The organism is Mesorhizobium sp. B2-5-7 (assembly GCF_006440875.1).
In the GTDB taxonomy this organism is placed as follows: Bacteria; Pseudomonadota; Alphaproteobacteria; order Rhizobiales; family Rhizobiaceae; genus Mesorhizobium; species Mesorhizobium australicum.
This window is the reverse complement of the sequence record NZ_VFUO01000001.1, coordinates 1088460-1102998: the sequence shown is the minus strand read 5'-3', so window position 1 is coordinate 1102998 and position 14539 is coordinate 1088460. Positions and strand designations below refer to the sequence as shown.

The window sequence follows — 14539 nt, the reverse complement described above, 5'->3', positions numbered from 1 at the left end:
TCCTTGTATCGCATGAGAAAGACGACATTCGTCAAATCGACCGCCAATGGGTTCGATACCGAGCCCGAAGCAGGCGGCTCGACTCGTTTGCGTCTGTCCCGCTCATCCTGCTCATACCAATGCATGAGGAAGTCGAGGTTGCCACCGAAAAACTGTGCCATGGCCTCGATCTGGGGAATTGTAGCAACACTCTCCCCGTTTTCCACACTGCAGAGTTCGGATGGCGACATTTGAAGCTTGTATGCTGCCTCATAAAGCCTGAGCCCTGCTTCAGCTCGGCAATCTCTGCAAAATTTGGCAATTCGACTCATCGCGGCAGCCCTCGATACGCCTTCAGCCCTCAGCTGCACCCGCTCGTAGCACCGCAAGTGTCGCACTTTTCACACGTCCCGTTCCGCACCATCGTGAAGTTCTGGCACTCGGAGCAGGAATTGCCGGTGTAGCCCTGCAGCAGCGACTTAGCGCGGCGGTCGGCGGCGAGTTTCTTCGCTTCGGCCGCTTCATGGGCCGCCGTGTCGGTGAACAGCGCCGCGGTGGTATCGGTCGAGGCATCGGAGGCCGCTTCCTCGAAGGCGATGTCTTCCGCCAATTCCCTAGCCCGCTCCTCGTAGTCGCGCTTGTAGGCGACCGCCTCGTCGGTTGCGGGCTTCAGCGCCAGCACGTTGGAGCCGGAGAAGGCTGTCGGCGCCGAGCGGGCAGGGGTGCCGGAGCCGGCAAAGCCCTTCGGCTCACTGCCGCTTGCCCTCGACACCAGCTTCACTGGCGAACCGCGGGTCAGGCCCTTGGAAACGGCGTCGGTCTTGCCTTCGCTGATGCCACGGCCCAGTGCGGTGTTGGAGAAATCCGACTGGTCGACATGGGCGAGATCGTTGCGGCCGAGATAGGAGATGGCCAGCTCACGGAACACGTAGTCGAGGATCGACGTCGCGCTCTTGATGGCATCGTTGCCGATGACCATGCCGGCCGGCTCGAACTTGGTGAAGGTGAAGGCGTGCACATATTCGTCGAGCGGCACGCCATACTGCAGGCCAAGCGAGATCGCGATGGCGAAGTTGTTGAGAAGGCCACGCAGGGTGGCACCCTCCTTGTTCATGTCGATGAAGATCTCGCCGAGACGCCCATCGTCATATTCGCCGGTGCGAAGGAAGATGGTGTTGCCGCCGATCTTGGCCTTCTGCGTATAACCCTTGCGGCGGCCGGGCAGCTTTTCCTGCTCGCGCGACACGCGCTCGATGATGCGTTCGACGATGCGCTCGGTGATCTGCGCCGCGCGCGCCGCCGCCGGTGCCGCGACCAGCTGTTCGATCGCCTCGTCCTCGTCTTCCTCGCCATCGGCGAGCAGCGAGGCATTGAGCGGCTGCGACAGCTTCGAGCCGTCGCGGTAGAGCGCGTTGGCCTTCAGCGCCAGCTTCCACGACAGCATGTAGGCGCTCTTGGCATCCTCCACCGTCGCGTCGTTCGGCATGTTGATGGTCTTGGAGATGGCGCCGGAAATGAAGGGCTGTGCCGCCGCCATCATCTGGATGTGGCTGTTGATCGACAGCGAGCGCTTGCCGATCTTGCCGCAGGGGCTGGCGCAGTCGAACACGGGGAGGTGTTCGGCCTTGAGGAAGGGCGCGCCCTCCAGCGTCATCGCACCGCAGACATGGATGTTGGCGGCCTCGATGTCCTTCCTGGAGAACCCCAGCGCCGGCAGCATTTCGAACGAGAAGTCGTTGAGCTGCTCGTCGGTGAAACCGAAGGTCTCCTTCACCCAGTCGGCGCCGAGCGTCCACTGGTTGAAGACGAACTTGATGTCGAAGGCCGACTTCAGCGCCGCGTTGAGCGCCGCGATCTTGTCGTCGGTGAAGCCCTTGGCCTTGAGCGAGCCGGGGTTGACGGCCGGCGCCTGGTTGAGATTGCCGTGGCCGACGGCATAGGCCTCGATCTCGGCGATCTGGCTCTCGGAATAGCCCAGCGTGCGAAGCGCTTCCGGCACGGCGCGGTTGATGATCTTGAAATAGCCGCCGCCGGCGAGCTTCTTGAACTTCACCAGGGCGAAATCGGGCTCGATACCGGTGGTGTCGCAATCCATGACCAGGCCGATCGTGCCGGTCGGCGCGATCACGGTTGCCTGTGCGTTGCGGTAGCCATGCTCCTCGCCGAGTTCGATGGCGCGGTCCCAGGCGGCCTTGGCATGGATGGCCAGATCCTGCTGCTTCAGGTCCGATGCGACGAGAGGCACAGGATTGACGGCCAGCTTCTCGTAGCCGTCCTTGTCGCCATAGGCGGCGCGGCGATGATTGCGCATGACGCGCAGCATGTTCTGGGCGTTGCGGTCATAGTCGGGAAAGGCGCCGAGTTCGGAGGCCATCTCGGCCGAGGTGGAGTAGGCGACGCCGGTCATGATGGCGGTCAGCGCGGCACAGATGGCGCGGCCCTCGTCGGAATCGTAGGGAATGCCCGACGTCATCAGCAGGCCGCCAATATTGGCATAGCCGAGGCCCAGCGTGCGGTAGTCGTAGGAGAGCTTGGCGATCTCCTTCGACGGGAACTGCGCCATCATGACCGAAATTTCCAGCACCATGGTCCACAGCCGCACGGTGTGCTCGTAGGCTGCGATATCGATGGTGCCGTCGGTGTTGCGGTAGGGCAGCAGGTTGATCGAGGCGAGATTGCAGGCCGTGTCGTCGAGGAACATGTATTCCGAGCACGGGTTGGAGGCCCGGATCGCACCGGCCGAAGCGCAGGTGTGCCAGTCGTTCATCGTGGTGTTGAAGTGCAGGCCGGGATCAGCCGACGCCCAGGCGGCGTAGCCGATCTTTTCCCAGAGGTCCCGCGCCTTCAGTGTCTTCAAGACCTTGCCGTCCTTACGGGCGGTCAGATGCCAGTCTGCGTCCTCTTCAACGGCGCGCAGGAAATTGTCCTTCAGCGACACCGAATTGTTGGAGTTCTGGCCCGAAACGGTGAGATAAGCGTCAGAATCCCAGTCGGTGTCGTAGGTCTTGAACGCCATCGAGGTGTAGCCCTGCTTGGCGAACTGGATGACGCGGTAGATGTAGTTTTCCGGCACAGCCGATTTCTTGGCCAACTTGATTTCGCGCTTCAGCGCCGTGTTGATGGCCGGATCGAAGCAGTCGTCGTCATGGCCTTCGCAGTTCACGCAGGCCTTCATGATCGCTTCGAGATGCTTCTTGACGATCTTGGAGCCGGTCACCAGCGAGGCGACCTTCTGCTCTTCATTGACCTTCCAGTCGATGAATTCCTCGATATCGGGGTGGTCGGCGTCGACGATGACCATTTTCGCCGCTCGGCGCGTCGTGCCGCCCGACTTGATGGCGCCGGCGGCGCGGTCGCCGATCTTGAGGAAGCTCATCAGGCCGGACGAGCGGCCGCCGCCGGACAGCTTTTCGCCTTCGCCGCGCAGCAGCGAGAAGTTCGAGCCGGTGCCGGAGCCATATTTGAACAGGCGCGCCTCGCGCACCCACAGATCCATGATGCCGCCCTCGTTGACGAGGTCGTCCTGCACGCCCTGGATGAAGCAGGCATGCGGCTGCGGATGCTCGTAGGAGGATTTCGACTTGGTCAGCTTGCCGGTGAACGGATCGACATAGAAGTGACCCTGGCTCGGACCGTCTATGCCATAGGCCCAGTGCAGGCCGGTGTTGAACCATTGCGGCGAGTTCGGCGCGACGCGCTGGGTCGCCAGCATATAGGCAAGCTCGTCACGGAAGGCGCGCGCGTCTTCCTCCGACGCCTTGAAGTAGCCGCCCTTCCAGCCCCAATAGGTCCAGGTGCCGGCCAGCCGGTCGAAGACCTGGCGGGCGTCGATCTCGGAGCCGTAGCGCTCGGCCTCGGGAAGCTTGGCGAGTTCGGCTTCGTCGGCGACGGAACGCCACAGGAAAGAGGGGACGTCGTTCTCCTCGACCTTCTTCAGGCGCGCGGGAACGCCGGCCTTGCGGAAATATTTCTGAGCCAGGATGTCGGCGGCGACCTGGGAAAACTGCGCAGGCACATCGATGTTGTCCAAGCGGAACACCACCGAGCCATCGGGATTCTTGATCTCGGAAAGCGCCTTGCGGAATTCGATCTCCGCATAAGCGGCCCCTTCTTGGCCTGCATGTCCTGGCTTGGTGAAACGACGCTCGATGCGCATTGGTCCGGTCCCTTTTGTCTACATATAGCGCTTTCATCAGGGGATTTCTGCCCCAAAAGACGAAACGCGCAGTCCGCCGTTTGCCGGCATTGCGAACAATGCGGCATCTCCTCTTCGCAGGCTCGGCCACGCACACGACAATACGCCTTGCCAGGCATCTGCCGAGGCTGCCAACCGGCCCGCGGGCCCCTCAAAACTGAATTTTTCGATTCCCTCACTCGAGGGAAATTCACACTATCTAGCGTCGAACTTAGCTGCAAACACTAAATATAGTATTAACAGACAATTTATTCCAGTCCGACAATTCTCCCTTTCGTCGCCCACCCAACCCACGATCCCAACGCTTCCGCCGGCCTCGTAAACAGGCGGAAATGCGGGCAAAACGCACATAATCCGGGAAAAAGACCGGGCTCAGAACTTTCCGGTCGCGCTCTCAACAGGAGCGCATGGCCTATAAAAGGCGACTCGTTTCGAGCCGTCAAGGATTCGTTTGCGTAGCTTTTGTGACCCCAACATCTTGTGTGTCACACATGTGGATAACGGGGATAGAATCGACCCGTCGGCCATCTGCCCGGCGGTAAGCCGGTGCGATCGTTGGCCAGCGGCACGGGCGCTGCGAAACATTTGCTGGGATGCCGCAAAAAGCCAGCCGTGCCGGTGAGCCGGGCCTCAGCCGTAGTGTAGCTTCGGCTTGGGTTCGGTCCCGTTGAACTGTACGCCGATCCGGTCGCTGCGGCGCCAGCGGACCTCGCAGCGATAGGCGACGCCGTCGAGCGGTATGTAGAGAAGGAAATGATCGGGAACCCTGGCTTCGGCCGGTAACTTCAGTTCGGCGCCGCCCGCATGCTGGTTGCGCACCGTACAGGCGACTTCGGAATTCTGGATCCCCGTGATGACTGTTCCACCTTTGAGCACGCGCGGACGATGCTCGCGCTGCGGCTCGCCGGGGTCGTGCTGAAGTGGGTCTGCGGGATTCGCCATCGATCAAACGCCAGGAACGATCGATCCTAACCACCAAAAATTAGCAAACCCTTGCGGCACAAGGTTGTGCGTCTGCCGCGAAAGGCGTCGATCAGGAGAACCTGCGTGGGTCGGCACAGAAATAGGCGATGATCTGGCAAAGGTCGGGTTCATTGACCATGCGCACCGCTTCGCTGGAGCTGACCCATTTGCGGGTGCGGGAGTGCTTTTCCTTCCAGCGGTCCGCGATCTTGTCGACGTGCAGTGGGAACACCAGAACCTCGCAAGGCACTTCTTCGCCCGAAGCCAGCACCTTGGCATAGAAATAGCGGCCGGCTTCGAGATGAGAGATGTTTCCGCGCAAACCGGCTTCCTCGGCGGCCTCGCGGGCGGCCGCTTCGCAGAGCGGCTCCCTGGCTTCCGGCCAGCCTTTTGGAAGCACCCAGCGGCCAGTATCACGGCTGGTGATCAACATGACCTCGACGCCGTTCCCGACATCGCGCCAGGGCAGGGCGGCAACCTGCAGACGGCACGGCGCCGTGCCAAAGAGTCGCCTGACCCTTTCAGCAAGGTGGTTGTGCGTCGTTGGCCGTGTCAACATCGGAGAAGCTAGCCCCAGCCTCCAGAATCGTTTGCCGTCTCATGAATCTTACGGCTAATTGTGACCAATAAAAGTAAAAACTTCGGTCACGCTGGCTGATTTCCGCCAACAAGGGTCGATTTCACAGGATATCTTGGCGGCGGATGCCTTCGCGCAAGCAAATATTGCCGTCGGCGCTGGCTTGATTGGAAAAAAGCAGCTTGCCGCGAATCAGCCGGCGTGATCGTCGGCGATCGGCTTCTGATAGGTGAAACCCATGTCCCAAGGGAAATAGATCCAGGTATCCTGGCTGACCTCGGTGACGAACGTATCGACCAGCGGCCGGCCTTTCGGCTTGGCGTAGACTGTCGCGAAATGGGCCTTCGGCATCATTGCCCGCACGATGCCGGCGGTCTTGCCGGTGTCGGTTAGGTCGTCGACGATCAGCACGCCGGCGCCATCGTCGGCCAGCAAGGCCGGCGTGATCTCCTTCAGCACCTGCAACTGCCCTTGGCTGGTGTAGTCGTGATAAGAGGCGACACAGACCGTCTCGATCACGCGGATGCCGAGTTCGCGCGAAATGATCGCCGCCGGGACCAGGCCGCCACGCGTGATGCAGACGATAGCCTTCCACTGACCTTTGCTGGTGCCGGCAAGCCGCCAGGCAAGTGCGCGCGCGTCGCGATGGAACTGGTCCCAGGAGACCGGGAAGGCTTTTTCGGGAAGGGACATGTCTCGCGCACTCCACGGCACGCGGCGGCCGCGTGCAAGAAACAGGGGAATGCGCGCGGAATTAACTGGAAACCCCCGGACTTGGCAAGGGTGGCCGGCAGCAATCGCTGTGGACTTATCGCGACAGGAAGGCCGCGACCTGCGACGAGCGCAGCACCGTGCGTGTTACCCCGCCGAACAGCAGCTGGCGCAGCCAGGAGTGGCTGTAGGCGCCAAGCACCAGCAGATCGGCGCCGGTCTCGGTGATCCTGTTCTGGATCATGTCGTCGACCGAGGTGCCGCCCGATTTCTGCACCGAGACGCTAACGGTGGCGCCGTGGCGCGACAGGGCCGACGCGATTTCGGCGCCCGCGGCCTCCGGGCGCTCGTCGAGCGTATCGGGCGGATCGATGACCAGTATGTCGGTTTTCTCGGCCTCGATGATGAAAGGCAAGGCATCGAACGCGGCGCGCGCGGCCTCCTTGCTGCCGTTCCAGGCAAGCAGCACGCGTTTGAAGGTGGTGACCAGCGGACCCCCACTCGGCACCACCAGCACCGGCCGGCCGGCGTCGTAGACAAGCGTATCGACGTCGGCACTCGGATCGCCGCCGGTCTCGCGTTGGGCGGCGATGATGAGATCGGCGGCGCGCACGCTTGAGATGCCGGTCAGTGCGCTGTCGCCGGAGAAGCTCTCCAGGCTGCGCCATTCGAAGGAAAGGCCGGAATCCTCGATCCGCTTCAGGAAGACAGCCTGGAGTTTGTCGGCCCGCTCCCGGTTCATGTCGGCAGAAACCTGCAGGAATTCCGTATCGGGAAAGCCCGTCGCCGACGTGTAGGGCACCGGGAGCGCCTCGGCATGGATGCCGATCAGATGGCTCTCGAAGCGGCTGGCAAGCGGAATGGCGCAGTCGAGCACCCGCTCGGCGTCCTGCTCGTTCTGCAGAATGGCAACGATGGTCTTGAAACGCATGATGACCCCTCGATCGTGCGAGCGACGAGCCCCGCGCCATGGAAACGTCGTAGCGTCGTTCTTGGTTCCGGTTTGCAGCGGATCAGCTCGCCTCAGCCGCGAAGCCTGCCACCATGGCCTCGACGTCGGCGCGCGCGGCTTCAAGCGCCTCCGCGCTGCGGGCACGAACGACCAGTTCGGTCCAGAACTTGCCGTCGCCATACTTGGGGTAGGAGCCGATGATCGTATCCGGATGGGCTTTCTGGATCTCGCCCAATGGCCCGCCGACAAGGCCCTCGCCGAACGGACAGTGCACCGTGGCCGACAGCATTTTGGTGCCGGCTCTCAAGGTCGGCACGACATTGTCGAGCATGGCCTGGAAGATCGAGGGCACGCCGGCCATGACATGGACGTTGCCGATGCGGAACCCGGGCGCCACGGAGACGGGGTTGTCGATATGGCCGGCGCCGCGCGGCATCCGCGCCATGCGCTTGCGCGCCTCGGTGTATTCGATGCCGCGCGCGGCATAGCTCGCCTCCAGCAGGGCATAGGCCTTGGCATCGTATTCGCAAGGCACGCCGAACGCCTTGGCGATCGAATCGGCTGTGATGTCGTCATGCGTCGGGCCGATGCCGCCAGTGGTGAAGACATAGGTATAGCGTGCGCGCACGGCATTCACCGCCGCGACGATCTCGTCTTCCTCGTCGGGAACAATGCGCACCTCCTTCAGGTCGATGCCGATCGCCGTCATGATATCGGCGAGATGGCCGATGTTCTTGTCCTTGGTGCGGCCGGACAGAATCTCATCGCCGATGACGAGCATGGCGGCAGTGACGATTTCAGGCATGGAACGCTCCGGCAGGACGGGTCGCCTGAAATAGCGCGGCGGATGGGCGGCGGCAATGCCGTCCAAAGGCGAACGATCCGACACGTCCACCACACCTGCATTGCAGTACCAAGCGCGGCTTGACCAGGATGGGAACAAGCCCTTCCGGATTGTCCTCGGTCGCGGAGGGCGACCAGGGCCGAGGTGGTGCCGCAATCCGTCGCGCCCGAACAGGTCACAGCCTTCGAGCGCATGGCGGCACGCGCTTTTGTCACCCGACATCACCGCCACTTCACGAGAATTTCAGGGAACCATTCGGCTGACGGTCAGGTTTACCCCGTGTCGCATCCCAAGGCGGCCAAGATCAAGATACGGAGTAAAATCAATGTACAGGAAACTTTTCGCAGCATCCGTCCTGACGATCGGTCTCGCCACATCGGCGATGGCCCAATCGTCGGACGCTACCTATTCCAACCATCACAATTGGTGGCTGTTCGGCAATGAGGATTCGTCGGCCATCGACCAGAGCACCACTGGCAGCATCAACGCCGACGGCTCTGGATTGAGCACCCTTGGCAACCCCGGCCCGGCCGGGCCTTGTGCCTCAAGCACGCCAGGCCCCGATGCGAACGCCCAGGGCAACGTCAACGATCAGTATTGCGGCAAGTAAATAGGCCAGCCGTGTATTGCCTGCCGCGGGACGCCGTCTCTCCTGGCGTCCGCGGCTGGCGCAGGGCTGGATCAATCCGAGATTTCAGTCTGGGGCCGATCGCGGCCGTCGGCCAGTTCCTCGTGCCATTTGCCCTCGGCGTCCTCATACTGGATACCATCGGTGGAACCCGCCACCTGCTGTTCGGCCGAAGCGATCTCGGCGGCACGCAATGCATCCTGATGGGTGGGAAATGTCTCCGAGAAGGTCGCACCGACCTTGTAGGCCCAGCCACCGTCATGCTCGACGATCTTGTAAGTCAGCTTCGCCATCAAAACCTCCAGTTAAAAGGTCCGCCTGCTCAATGCAGCCGGTCGTCGGGCAGCCGGTCGTCGGGCAGCTTGTCGTCGGGCACCAGCACTTCCGATTCCCTGGCCGCCTCGATCAGTGCCCGGCGCGCTTCCGCTGTCGAACGATAACCTTCCAGCACTTTGAGGCAAGTGTCGAGGGCATCACGATGACGAGGCCCGCGATTGAGCGGCCACACCGTCATCAAGCACTCGGCCGCCTCCTGGGTCGAGCGGATATGGCGATATTTGCCGACATGGCCAAGCTCGACCACGACCGGCGTTTCAAAGGGTTTGTTGTCCATCATCATGGCCGCAACGCAAAGCAGCCAATTTGGTTGCAAAAGTGGCCTTCGGCCTGCGCCCAAAGGTCGCGACGCCGTTGCGCAAGCGCGCCGGCGTCGGGAGAAAGGGGGATCAGCCGGTGGCCTTCATCCAATGTTCCATCGTCGTCACCGAGCGGGCGAGCTGCGGCGCCGGATGAATCTTTTCGCTGAACGTGGCGGCCGCACGCCATCCCCAGCGCGGATCGGCGAGGAAGGCTCGCGCCAGCGCCACCATGTCGGCGCGACCCTCGGCGATAACAGCCTCGGCCTGTTTCGGGTCGTCGATCAGGCCGACCGCCCGGGTCGGGATGCCCGCGCCCTTGCGCACGGCTTCGGCCAGATGCACCTGATAGCCGGGGCCGGTGGGTAATTTCTGCAATGGCGAATTGCCGCCGCTCGAGCAGCAGAGATAGGCGACGCCTTCGGCCTTCAGCGCTTTCGCCACCTCCACCGCGTCCGCGACGTCAAAGCCGCCATCGACCCAATCCTTCACCGACAGCCGTGCGCCGAGCATCAGTTTCGGCGCGGCTTTCTTCACCGCCCTGGCGATCTCGACGACGAGACGCATCCGGTTTTCCAGCGAGCCACCCCAGCGATCCGTGCGCTGGTTGGACAGCGGCGACAGGAACTGGAAGATGAGGTAGCCATGCGCCGCATGCAGTTCGATGAAGTCGAAGCCGGCACGGTCGGCCCGCCTTGCGGCGTCCGCGAACCGCTCGACGAGCTGCAGGATTTCCTCGTCGTCCAGGGCGCGCGGCACGTTCCAGCCGGCGTCGTAGGCGATGGCCGAAGCCGAGACGGTCTGCCAGGGATCCTCGTTTGGCTGCAATGGGCCGCCGCCTTCCCAGGGCTTGCGGTTCGAGGCCTTGCGGCCGGCATGCGCCAGCTGCGTGCCGAACTTAGTGCCGGGTGCGGCCACGCGCTTGGCCGCATCCAGCGCGCGCCGCGCGGCGGCTTCATTGTCTTCGGAATAGAGGCCGAGACAGCCATGGCTGATGCGCCCGCGCCGCTCGACGTCGGTCATCTCCACCGTGACCATGCCGGCACCGGACATGGCAAGGTTCATCCAGTGGTAAAGATGCCAGTCGCTGGCCGAGCCGTCCTCGGCGGAATACTGGCACATCGGCGCCACGGCGATGCGGTTGGGGAAGGTGAGCCCATCGAGGGTGATCGGCTGGAAAAGCGATGTCGTCATGGAAAAACTCCGGGAAGGGGAATGCGCTATCTAGGCGACGGCACCCGTCCATACCACACACGAGACGGTGAAGCGCGCGCTGGACCAATCGCCGGATTGCGCCTGTTCCGCTTCGCGGCTACGCCTGCGTCCGCCAGCCAGCATCGAGGTGTCATATGGAAGACCGCGTTCGTATCCGCTCAGAAGAGGTTCTCTCCGACGACTGGGCGGTCCTGAAAAAGACCGTGCTCGACTATCGCCGGCGTGACGGTCAATGGGAGACGCAGGTCCGCCAGACCTATGATCGCGGCGACGGCGCGGTGATCCTGCCCTATGACCCCCAGCGTTCGACTGTGCTTCTGGTGCGCCAGTTCCGTTATCCCGCCTATGTCACCGGCCACCGCGAGCCGCTGATCGAGGCCTGCGCCGGCTTGCTGGACGAAAACGATCCGGAAACCGCCATCCGCAAGGAAGCCGAGGAAGAACTGGGTTACCGGTTGAAGGACATCGAGCGGCTGTTTTCGCCTTATATGAGCCCGGGCAGCGTCACCGAGCGGCTCTGGTTCTTCGTCGCGCGCTACTCGCCCGCCGACCGCATCTCGGCCGGCGGCGGCGCTGCGGAGGAGGGCGAGGACATCGAGGTCCTGGAAATGCCGCTCGACGAAGCGCTGGCCGGCATCGCCGATGGCCGCATTGTCGATGCCAAGACCATCATCCTGATCCAGCACCTGAAGCTGAATCCGGTGACGGCTTGATCAGAGACCGAGCGATCTCAATTCAGCCCGCGTGACCCAACAGTCGGGTGGTGGCCGCGTCACGATGATGTTCGGAATTAACGCGATCGACGCCTTCGACGGTTATGGCGAACGTGCCGTTTTCCGTCCTGGCTATCCAGCCCTTCGCTTTCAGATACCAGAGGTGAAACTCGAGGTGCTCTTGCGGACAGCCTGACATTCGTTCGAGTTCTTCATCGCCTATCCCGGGATGATTGACGTCCTGCCGGCGTTTTACATACAACAGTGACAGCACTTTGGCTTGAATGACGGAATCTCGATCGAAGCCCTTTGTGTTGCTCGCCTCATCGGTCAGCTCGGCCCGGTGGTTCAAATGCGCCTTGTACTGAATGTCGTATTGCGCACGCTTGACCGGATCCTTGAGCGTGTTGTGAGCCTCAAGAATATCGCTGAAGCGTGACTCGTTCCCAGTCACTTGGTTGTCGGGGTGGTAGCGCATGGCAAAATGCCGAAAAATGCGTTCTATCGTTTCCGAATTGGCATTCGGACTGATTTCCAGCATTTCGTAGAAGTCGATGAACATACCTGGCTTCCCCATGCCATTTTCGCCGTCTGTGTCTCAGCGTCAGGTGACAATTTTGGCGACGACCATAGAGTATATATTTCACGATTTACTAATGTGCCGAGCGTACAAAGGGTCAGATACACGAATTAAGCGAAAACGTCAGACCTTTGCGTCCTGAGCTGCAGACCTTGGTCTGGTAGCATTTCGCTCGTCGGAGGCGGCTTGCCATGACCGATAAACCTTCTGAACCTCCAGTAGAGCGTCGAACGCACTTACGCGAGGTGGTTTTGAAGGAGGCGTTCATAATCACGCAGGATGGCGAAATAGGCTGCGCCGTCAGAAACCAGCATGAGCATGGCGCCGAGTTGCGTGTCGCTGCGGGGGTTGAAGTGCCAAATACCTTCCGGCTGCGCGTGCCGTTGGACGGTGCGACTTATCGAGCGGAAGTGCGCTGGAGAAAGGGCGAGCGACTGGGCATCCAGATCCACGGCAATTTCTCGCTGAAGGTCACCTAAAGGCGGTAAGCCGGTTGATACGAGGGCACCCAGCACTGCGTTGCCGGTGGCTTTAGTCGTCTCGCATCCCGCCGCCATCTCATCAATCCTGACGTTGTCGCCTATCGCTTGCTATATATTAGAGCAAGCGCATATTATGCCTTGGGGACCAGGGCGGGGAATTGAGAATGTGCTACACCTGTGATGGCAAAGCGGTCGACCGGAGGGATTTCCTCAAAGTCGGCGCGGGGCTCGTTGCGTTCGGCGTTGGTGGGGCCACATGGGCGCGCGCGGCCCAAGGTGCGGTGACCGCGCTGAGCCTCGATGACGCGCTCGCCGCACTGAAATCCGGCAACGAACGCTACGTCGGTCACCCGGAACTCTGCTCGATAGACCTTGCCGCGCAGCGGAATGCTGTTGCCGCACACCAGGCGCCCTGGGCCACGATCATCAGTTGCGCCGACAGTCGCGTTCCGCCTGAACTGATTTTCGGCGGTCACGGCGTTGGAGAACTGTTCGTCGCCCGGAATGCTGGCAACCTCGTCGACACCGCCACGCTCGGTACGGTCGAATACGGGGCAGCGGTGCTCGGCTCACCCTTGATCGTCGTTCTCGCGCACACAAACTGCGGCGCCGTCAAGGCGGCGTGCGACGTAGTGACCAAGAACGCGACCTATCCTGGCGCGATCGGTCCGATGATCGAACCGATCCTGCCCGCGGCGATAGCCGCGCGGAGCGAAGCGGGTGATTTCGTCGACAACACCGCCAAGGAAAGCGCGCGGAGGACCGCGAGGCGACTGGCCGCCTCGAGCAAGGTCCTAGCCGGCCTGATCAAGGCGGGGAAGCTGAAGATAGTCGCGGCAATCTATGACTTGCAAACGGGTGCGGTGACTTACATCGAATGACACACCCGTCATCAAGATCGAAGGCTCTGGGGACCTCGGTGCGTCGGGGTCTGGCTTCGCTTGCCTTCCGGGGCGGTGACGGCCGCAATATCGGCCACAAGGGCCGCAGCAGGCGTTCGGCAGGGCGCAAGGACGCGCCGGAGTAGTGATGGCGGTCATCAACTGACGCCTTGCCATTGCCAATCGGAATGAGCGGCATGCGCGAAGCTTTCATCGCAATGGTAATCTTCCTATGCCTGACGGTGGCCGCGCTCGCCAGCACGGCGATATGGCCAAAATTGCCAGCCAAACATCGTGATGACGACACGAACACCGTGGTTCGGCACGCCGCGAACCTGTTCGGGGTCATGACCTCGCTGATGCTCGGCCTGATGATCAACTCGGCCAGGAACACCTTCGAATCGATCGACCGCAACGTGCACGCCTATGCGACCGAATTGATCCTTCTCGACAGGACCTTGCGCCAATATGGCCCGCAAACCGACACGGTACGCCAGCCGCTGGTCGTCTATGTGCAGCGTGTGGCGGGTGATTCTTCGCCCACGAGCGAGACGCTGGTCGCCGCCAACCGGCTCTCTGAGCAGTTGCTGGCGGAAATCGGCACCCGGCTGAGTGCGCTGGCGCCGACCGACGATGCGCATGGCTTCATTGTGCAGGACGCCCGCCAGCATTTGCAGAAAGTGCTGGAATTGCGCTGGGTGCTGATCGAGCAGTCGGAGGGCACGATCCCGGTGCCTCTGATCACGCTCCTGGTTACCTGGCTGGTGCTGATCTTCGCCAGCTTCGGCTTCAGGGCGCCACGCAATACGATCACCGTTTCGACCTACGCGGCATCGGCGGCTTTGGTTGCCGGGGCGATCTACCTGATCTTCGACATGGACGTGGCTTTTTCCGGCCCGATCCAGATTTCAATGGCCCCGATGGAGAGGGCGCTGTCCGAGTTACAGCAGTGATCCGCAGCAGTGGCACGCCGGCTAAATGATGCTGCGGCGGTTCAACAGAGAAAATCAAAACAAATCTGAAGACTTTTTCTGGTGCGGACGACGGGAATCGAACCCGTACGATCAGAGATCGAGGGATTTTAAGTCCCTTGCGTCTACCAATTCCGCCACGTCCGCAGGCACGTCCTTTTCAGATGCCAGACACAGCCCGTCAAGTCGTGTTCTGCGGTGGCCGAACGCGCA

The 14539-nt window shown here is 61.9% G+C and carries 15 protein-coding genes and 1 tRNA gene; 5 read left to right on the top strand and 11 right to left on the bottom strand.

Annotated elements, in window-relative coordinates; translation table 11 throughout:
* Positions 1–340: 340 nt before the first annotated feature.
* The 6 genes from FJ543_RS05475 to FJ543_RS05450 form a co-directional block, all read right to left on the bottom strand.
* A complete protein-coding gene (locus FJ543_RS05475; RefSeq protein ID WP_140874059.1) occupies positions 341–4135 on the bottom strand; it encodes a vitamin B12-dependent ribonucleotide reductase in 3795 nt (1264 codons plus the stop codon).
* A 669-nt stretch (positions 4136–4804) separates the two neighbouring features.
* Entirely contained in the window at positions 4805–5116 is a 312-nt protein-coding gene (locus tag FJ543_RS05470; RefSeq protein WP_015318086.1) for a PilZ domain-containing protein, read from the bottom strand.
* A gap of 91 nt (positions 5117–5207) precedes the next feature.
* Complete coding sequence (locus tag FJ543_RS05465; protein ID WP_015318085.1) at positions 5208–5696, bottom strand: NUDIX hydrolase; 489 nt, start codon at positions 5694–5696, stop codon at positions 5208–5210.
* Between the two features lie 210 nt (positions 5697–5906).
* On the bottom strand, positions 5907–6407 hold the full coding sequence (gpt, locus tag FJ543_RS05460) for a xanthine phosphoribosyltransferase (RefSeq protein WP_015318084.1): 501 nt from the start codon (positions 6405–6407) through the stop codon (positions 5907–5909).
* 115 nt (positions 6408–6522) lie between these two features.
* A complete protein-coding gene (locus FJ543_RS05455) occupies positions 6523–7356 on the bottom strand; it encodes a universal stress protein (RefSeq protein ID WP_015318083.1) in 834 nt (277 codons plus the stop codon).
* Positions 7357–7438: 82 nt separating this feature from the next.
* Positions 7439–8182: a competence/damage-inducible protein A gene (locus tag FJ543_RS05450; RefSeq protein WP_015318082.1), complete on the bottom strand. Its 744-nt coding sequence runs from the start codon at positions 8180–8182 to the stop codon at positions 7439–7441.
* A 364-nt stretch (positions 8183–8546) separates the two neighbouring features.
* Between FJ543_RS05450 and FJ543_RS05445 the strand changes: the two genes are divergently transcribed.
* On the top strand, positions 8547–8831 hold the full coding sequence (locus FJ543_RS05445) for a hypothetical protein (protein WP_015318081.1): 285 nt from the start codon (positions 8547–8549) through the stop codon (positions 8829–8831).
* Positions 8832–8902: 71 nt separating this feature from the next.
* On the opposite strand, the gene FJ543_RS05440 is transcribed toward FJ543_RS05445, so the two are convergent.
* The 3 genes from FJ543_RS05440 to FJ543_RS05430 all read right to left on the bottom strand — a co-directional run bounded on the left by FJ543_RS05440 (position 8903) and on the right by FJ543_RS05430 (position 10678).
* On the bottom strand, positions 8903–9142 hold the full coding sequence (locus FJ543_RS05440) for a DUF2188 domain-containing protein (RefSeq protein ID WP_015318080.1): 240 nt from the start codon (positions 9140–9142) through the stop codon (positions 8903–8905).
* Between the two features lie 29 nt (positions 9143–9171).
* On the bottom strand, positions 9172–9465 hold the full coding sequence (locus tag FJ543_RS05435; RefSeq protein WP_032922516.1) for a DUF982 domain-containing protein: 294 nt from the start codon (positions 9463–9465) through the stop codon (positions 9172–9174).
* A 109-nt stretch (positions 9466–9574) separates the two neighbouring features.
* Positions 9575–10678 (bottom strand): NADH:flavin oxidoreductase/NADH oxidase, encoded by a 1104-nt coding sequence (locus tag FJ543_RS05430; RefSeq protein ID WP_015318078.1) that lies wholly within the window; start codon positions 10676–10678, stop codon positions 9575–9577.
* A gap of 155 nt (positions 10679–10833) precedes the next feature.
* On the opposite strand from FJ543_RS05430, the gene FJ543_RS05425 reads away from it, so the two are divergent.
* Positions 10834–11412, top strand: coding sequence for an NUDIX domain-containing protein (locus FJ543_RS05425; RefSeq protein WP_015318077.1), 579 nt, complete (start codon positions 10834–10836; stop codon positions 11410–11412).
* A 22-nt stretch (positions 11413–11434) separates the two neighbouring features.
* Here the strand turns inward: FJ543_RS05425 and FJ543_RS05420 are convergent, their stop codons facing one another.
* Positions 11435–11974 (bottom strand): J domain-containing protein, encoded by a 540-nt coding sequence (locus FJ543_RS05420; RefSeq protein WP_015318076.1) that lies wholly within the window; start codon positions 11972–11974, stop codon positions 11435–11437.
* Positions 11975–12183: 209 nt separating this feature from the next.
* Here FJ543_RS05420 and FJ543_RS05415 point away from each other — a divergent pair, with 209 nt between their 5' ends.
* The 3 genes from FJ543_RS05415 (at position 12184) to FJ543_RS05405 (ending at position 14308) form a co-directional block, all read left to right on the top strand.
* Positions 12184–12471: a hypothetical protein gene (locus tag FJ543_RS05415; protein ID WP_015318075.1), complete on the top strand. Its 288-nt coding sequence runs from the start codon at positions 12184–12186 to the stop codon at positions 12469–12471.
* A 167-nt stretch (positions 12472–12638) separates the two neighbouring features.
* The gene (locus FJ543_RS05410; protein WP_015318074.1) at positions 12639–13355 is read left to right on the top strand and encodes a carbonic anhydrase; all 717 of its coding nucleotides are present in this window, start codon (positions 12639–12641) and stop codon (positions 13353–13355) included.
* A 197-nt stretch (positions 13356–13552) separates the two neighbouring features.
* On the top strand, positions 13553–14308 hold the full coding sequence (locus FJ543_RS05405; protein WP_015318073.1) for a DUF4239 domain-containing protein: 756 nt from the start codon (positions 13553–13555) through the stop codon (positions 14306–14308).
* 79 nt (positions 14309–14387) lie between these two features.
* Here the strand turns inward: FJ543_RS05405 and FJ543_RS05400 are convergent.
* Positions 14388–14473 (bottom strand) — tRNA-Leu (locus FJ543_RS05400).
* Between the last annotated feature and the right edge of the window lie 66 nt (positions 14474–14539).

Coding starts and splice junctions, on each gene's coding strand:
- FJ543_RS05405 (WP_015318073.1), top strand. CDS start 13,553: ATGCGCGAAGCTTTCATCGCAATGGTAATCTTCCTATGCCTGACGGTG.
- FJ543_RS05475 (WP_140874059.1), bottom strand. CDS start 4,135: ATGCGCATCGAGCGTCGTTTCACCAAGCCAGGACATGCAGGCCAAGAA.
- FJ543_RS05435 (WP_032922516.1), bottom strand. CDS start 9,465: ATGATGGACAACAAACCCTTTGAAACGCCGGTCGTGGTCGAGCTTGGC.
- FJ543_RS05430 (WP_015318078.1), bottom strand. CDS start 10,678: ATGACGACATCGCTTTTCCAGCCGATCACCCTCGATGGGCTCACCTTC.
- FJ543_RS05450 (WP_015318082.1), bottom strand. CDS start 8,182: ATGCCTGAAATCGTCACTGCCGCCATGCTCGTCATCGGCGATGAGATT.
- FJ543_RS05455 (WP_015318083.1), bottom strand. CDS start 7,356: ATGCGTTTCAAGACCATCGTTGCCATTCTGCAGAACGAGCAGGACGCC.
- FJ543_RS05425 (WP_015318077.1), top strand. CDS start 10,834: ATGGAAGACCGCGTTCGTATCCGCTCAGAAGAGGTTCTCTCCGACGAC.
- FJ543_RS05470 (WP_015318086.1), bottom strand. CDS start 5,116: ATGGCGAATCCCGCAGACCCACTTCAGCACGACCCCGGCGAGCCGCAG.
- FJ543_RS05440 (WP_015318080.1), bottom strand. CDS start 9,142: ATGGCGAAGCTGACTTACAAGATCGTCGAGCATGACGGTGGCTGGGCC.
- FJ543_RS05420 (WP_015318076.1), bottom strand. CDS start 11,974: ATGTTCATCGACTTCTACGAAATGCTGGAAATCAGTCCGAATGCCAAT.
- FJ543_RS05465 (WP_015318085.1), bottom strand. CDS start 5,696: ATGTTGACACGGCCAACGACGCACAACCACCTTGCTGAAAGGGTCAGG.
- FJ543_RS05445 (WP_015318081.1), top strand. CDS start 8,547: ATGTACAGGAAACTTTTCGCAGCATCCGTCCTGACGATCGGTCTCGCC.
- FJ543_RS05415 (WP_015318075.1), top strand. CDS start 12,184: ATGACCGATAAACCTTCTGAACCTCCAGTAGAGCGTCGAACGCACTTA.
- FJ543_RS05410 (WP_015318074.1), top strand. CDS start 12,639: ATGTGCTACACCTGTGATGGCAAAGCGGTCGACCGGAGGGATTTCCTC.
- gpt (WP_015318084.1), bottom strand. CDS start 6,407: ATGTCCCTTCCCGAAAAAGCCTTCCCGGTCTCCTGGGACCAGTTCCAT.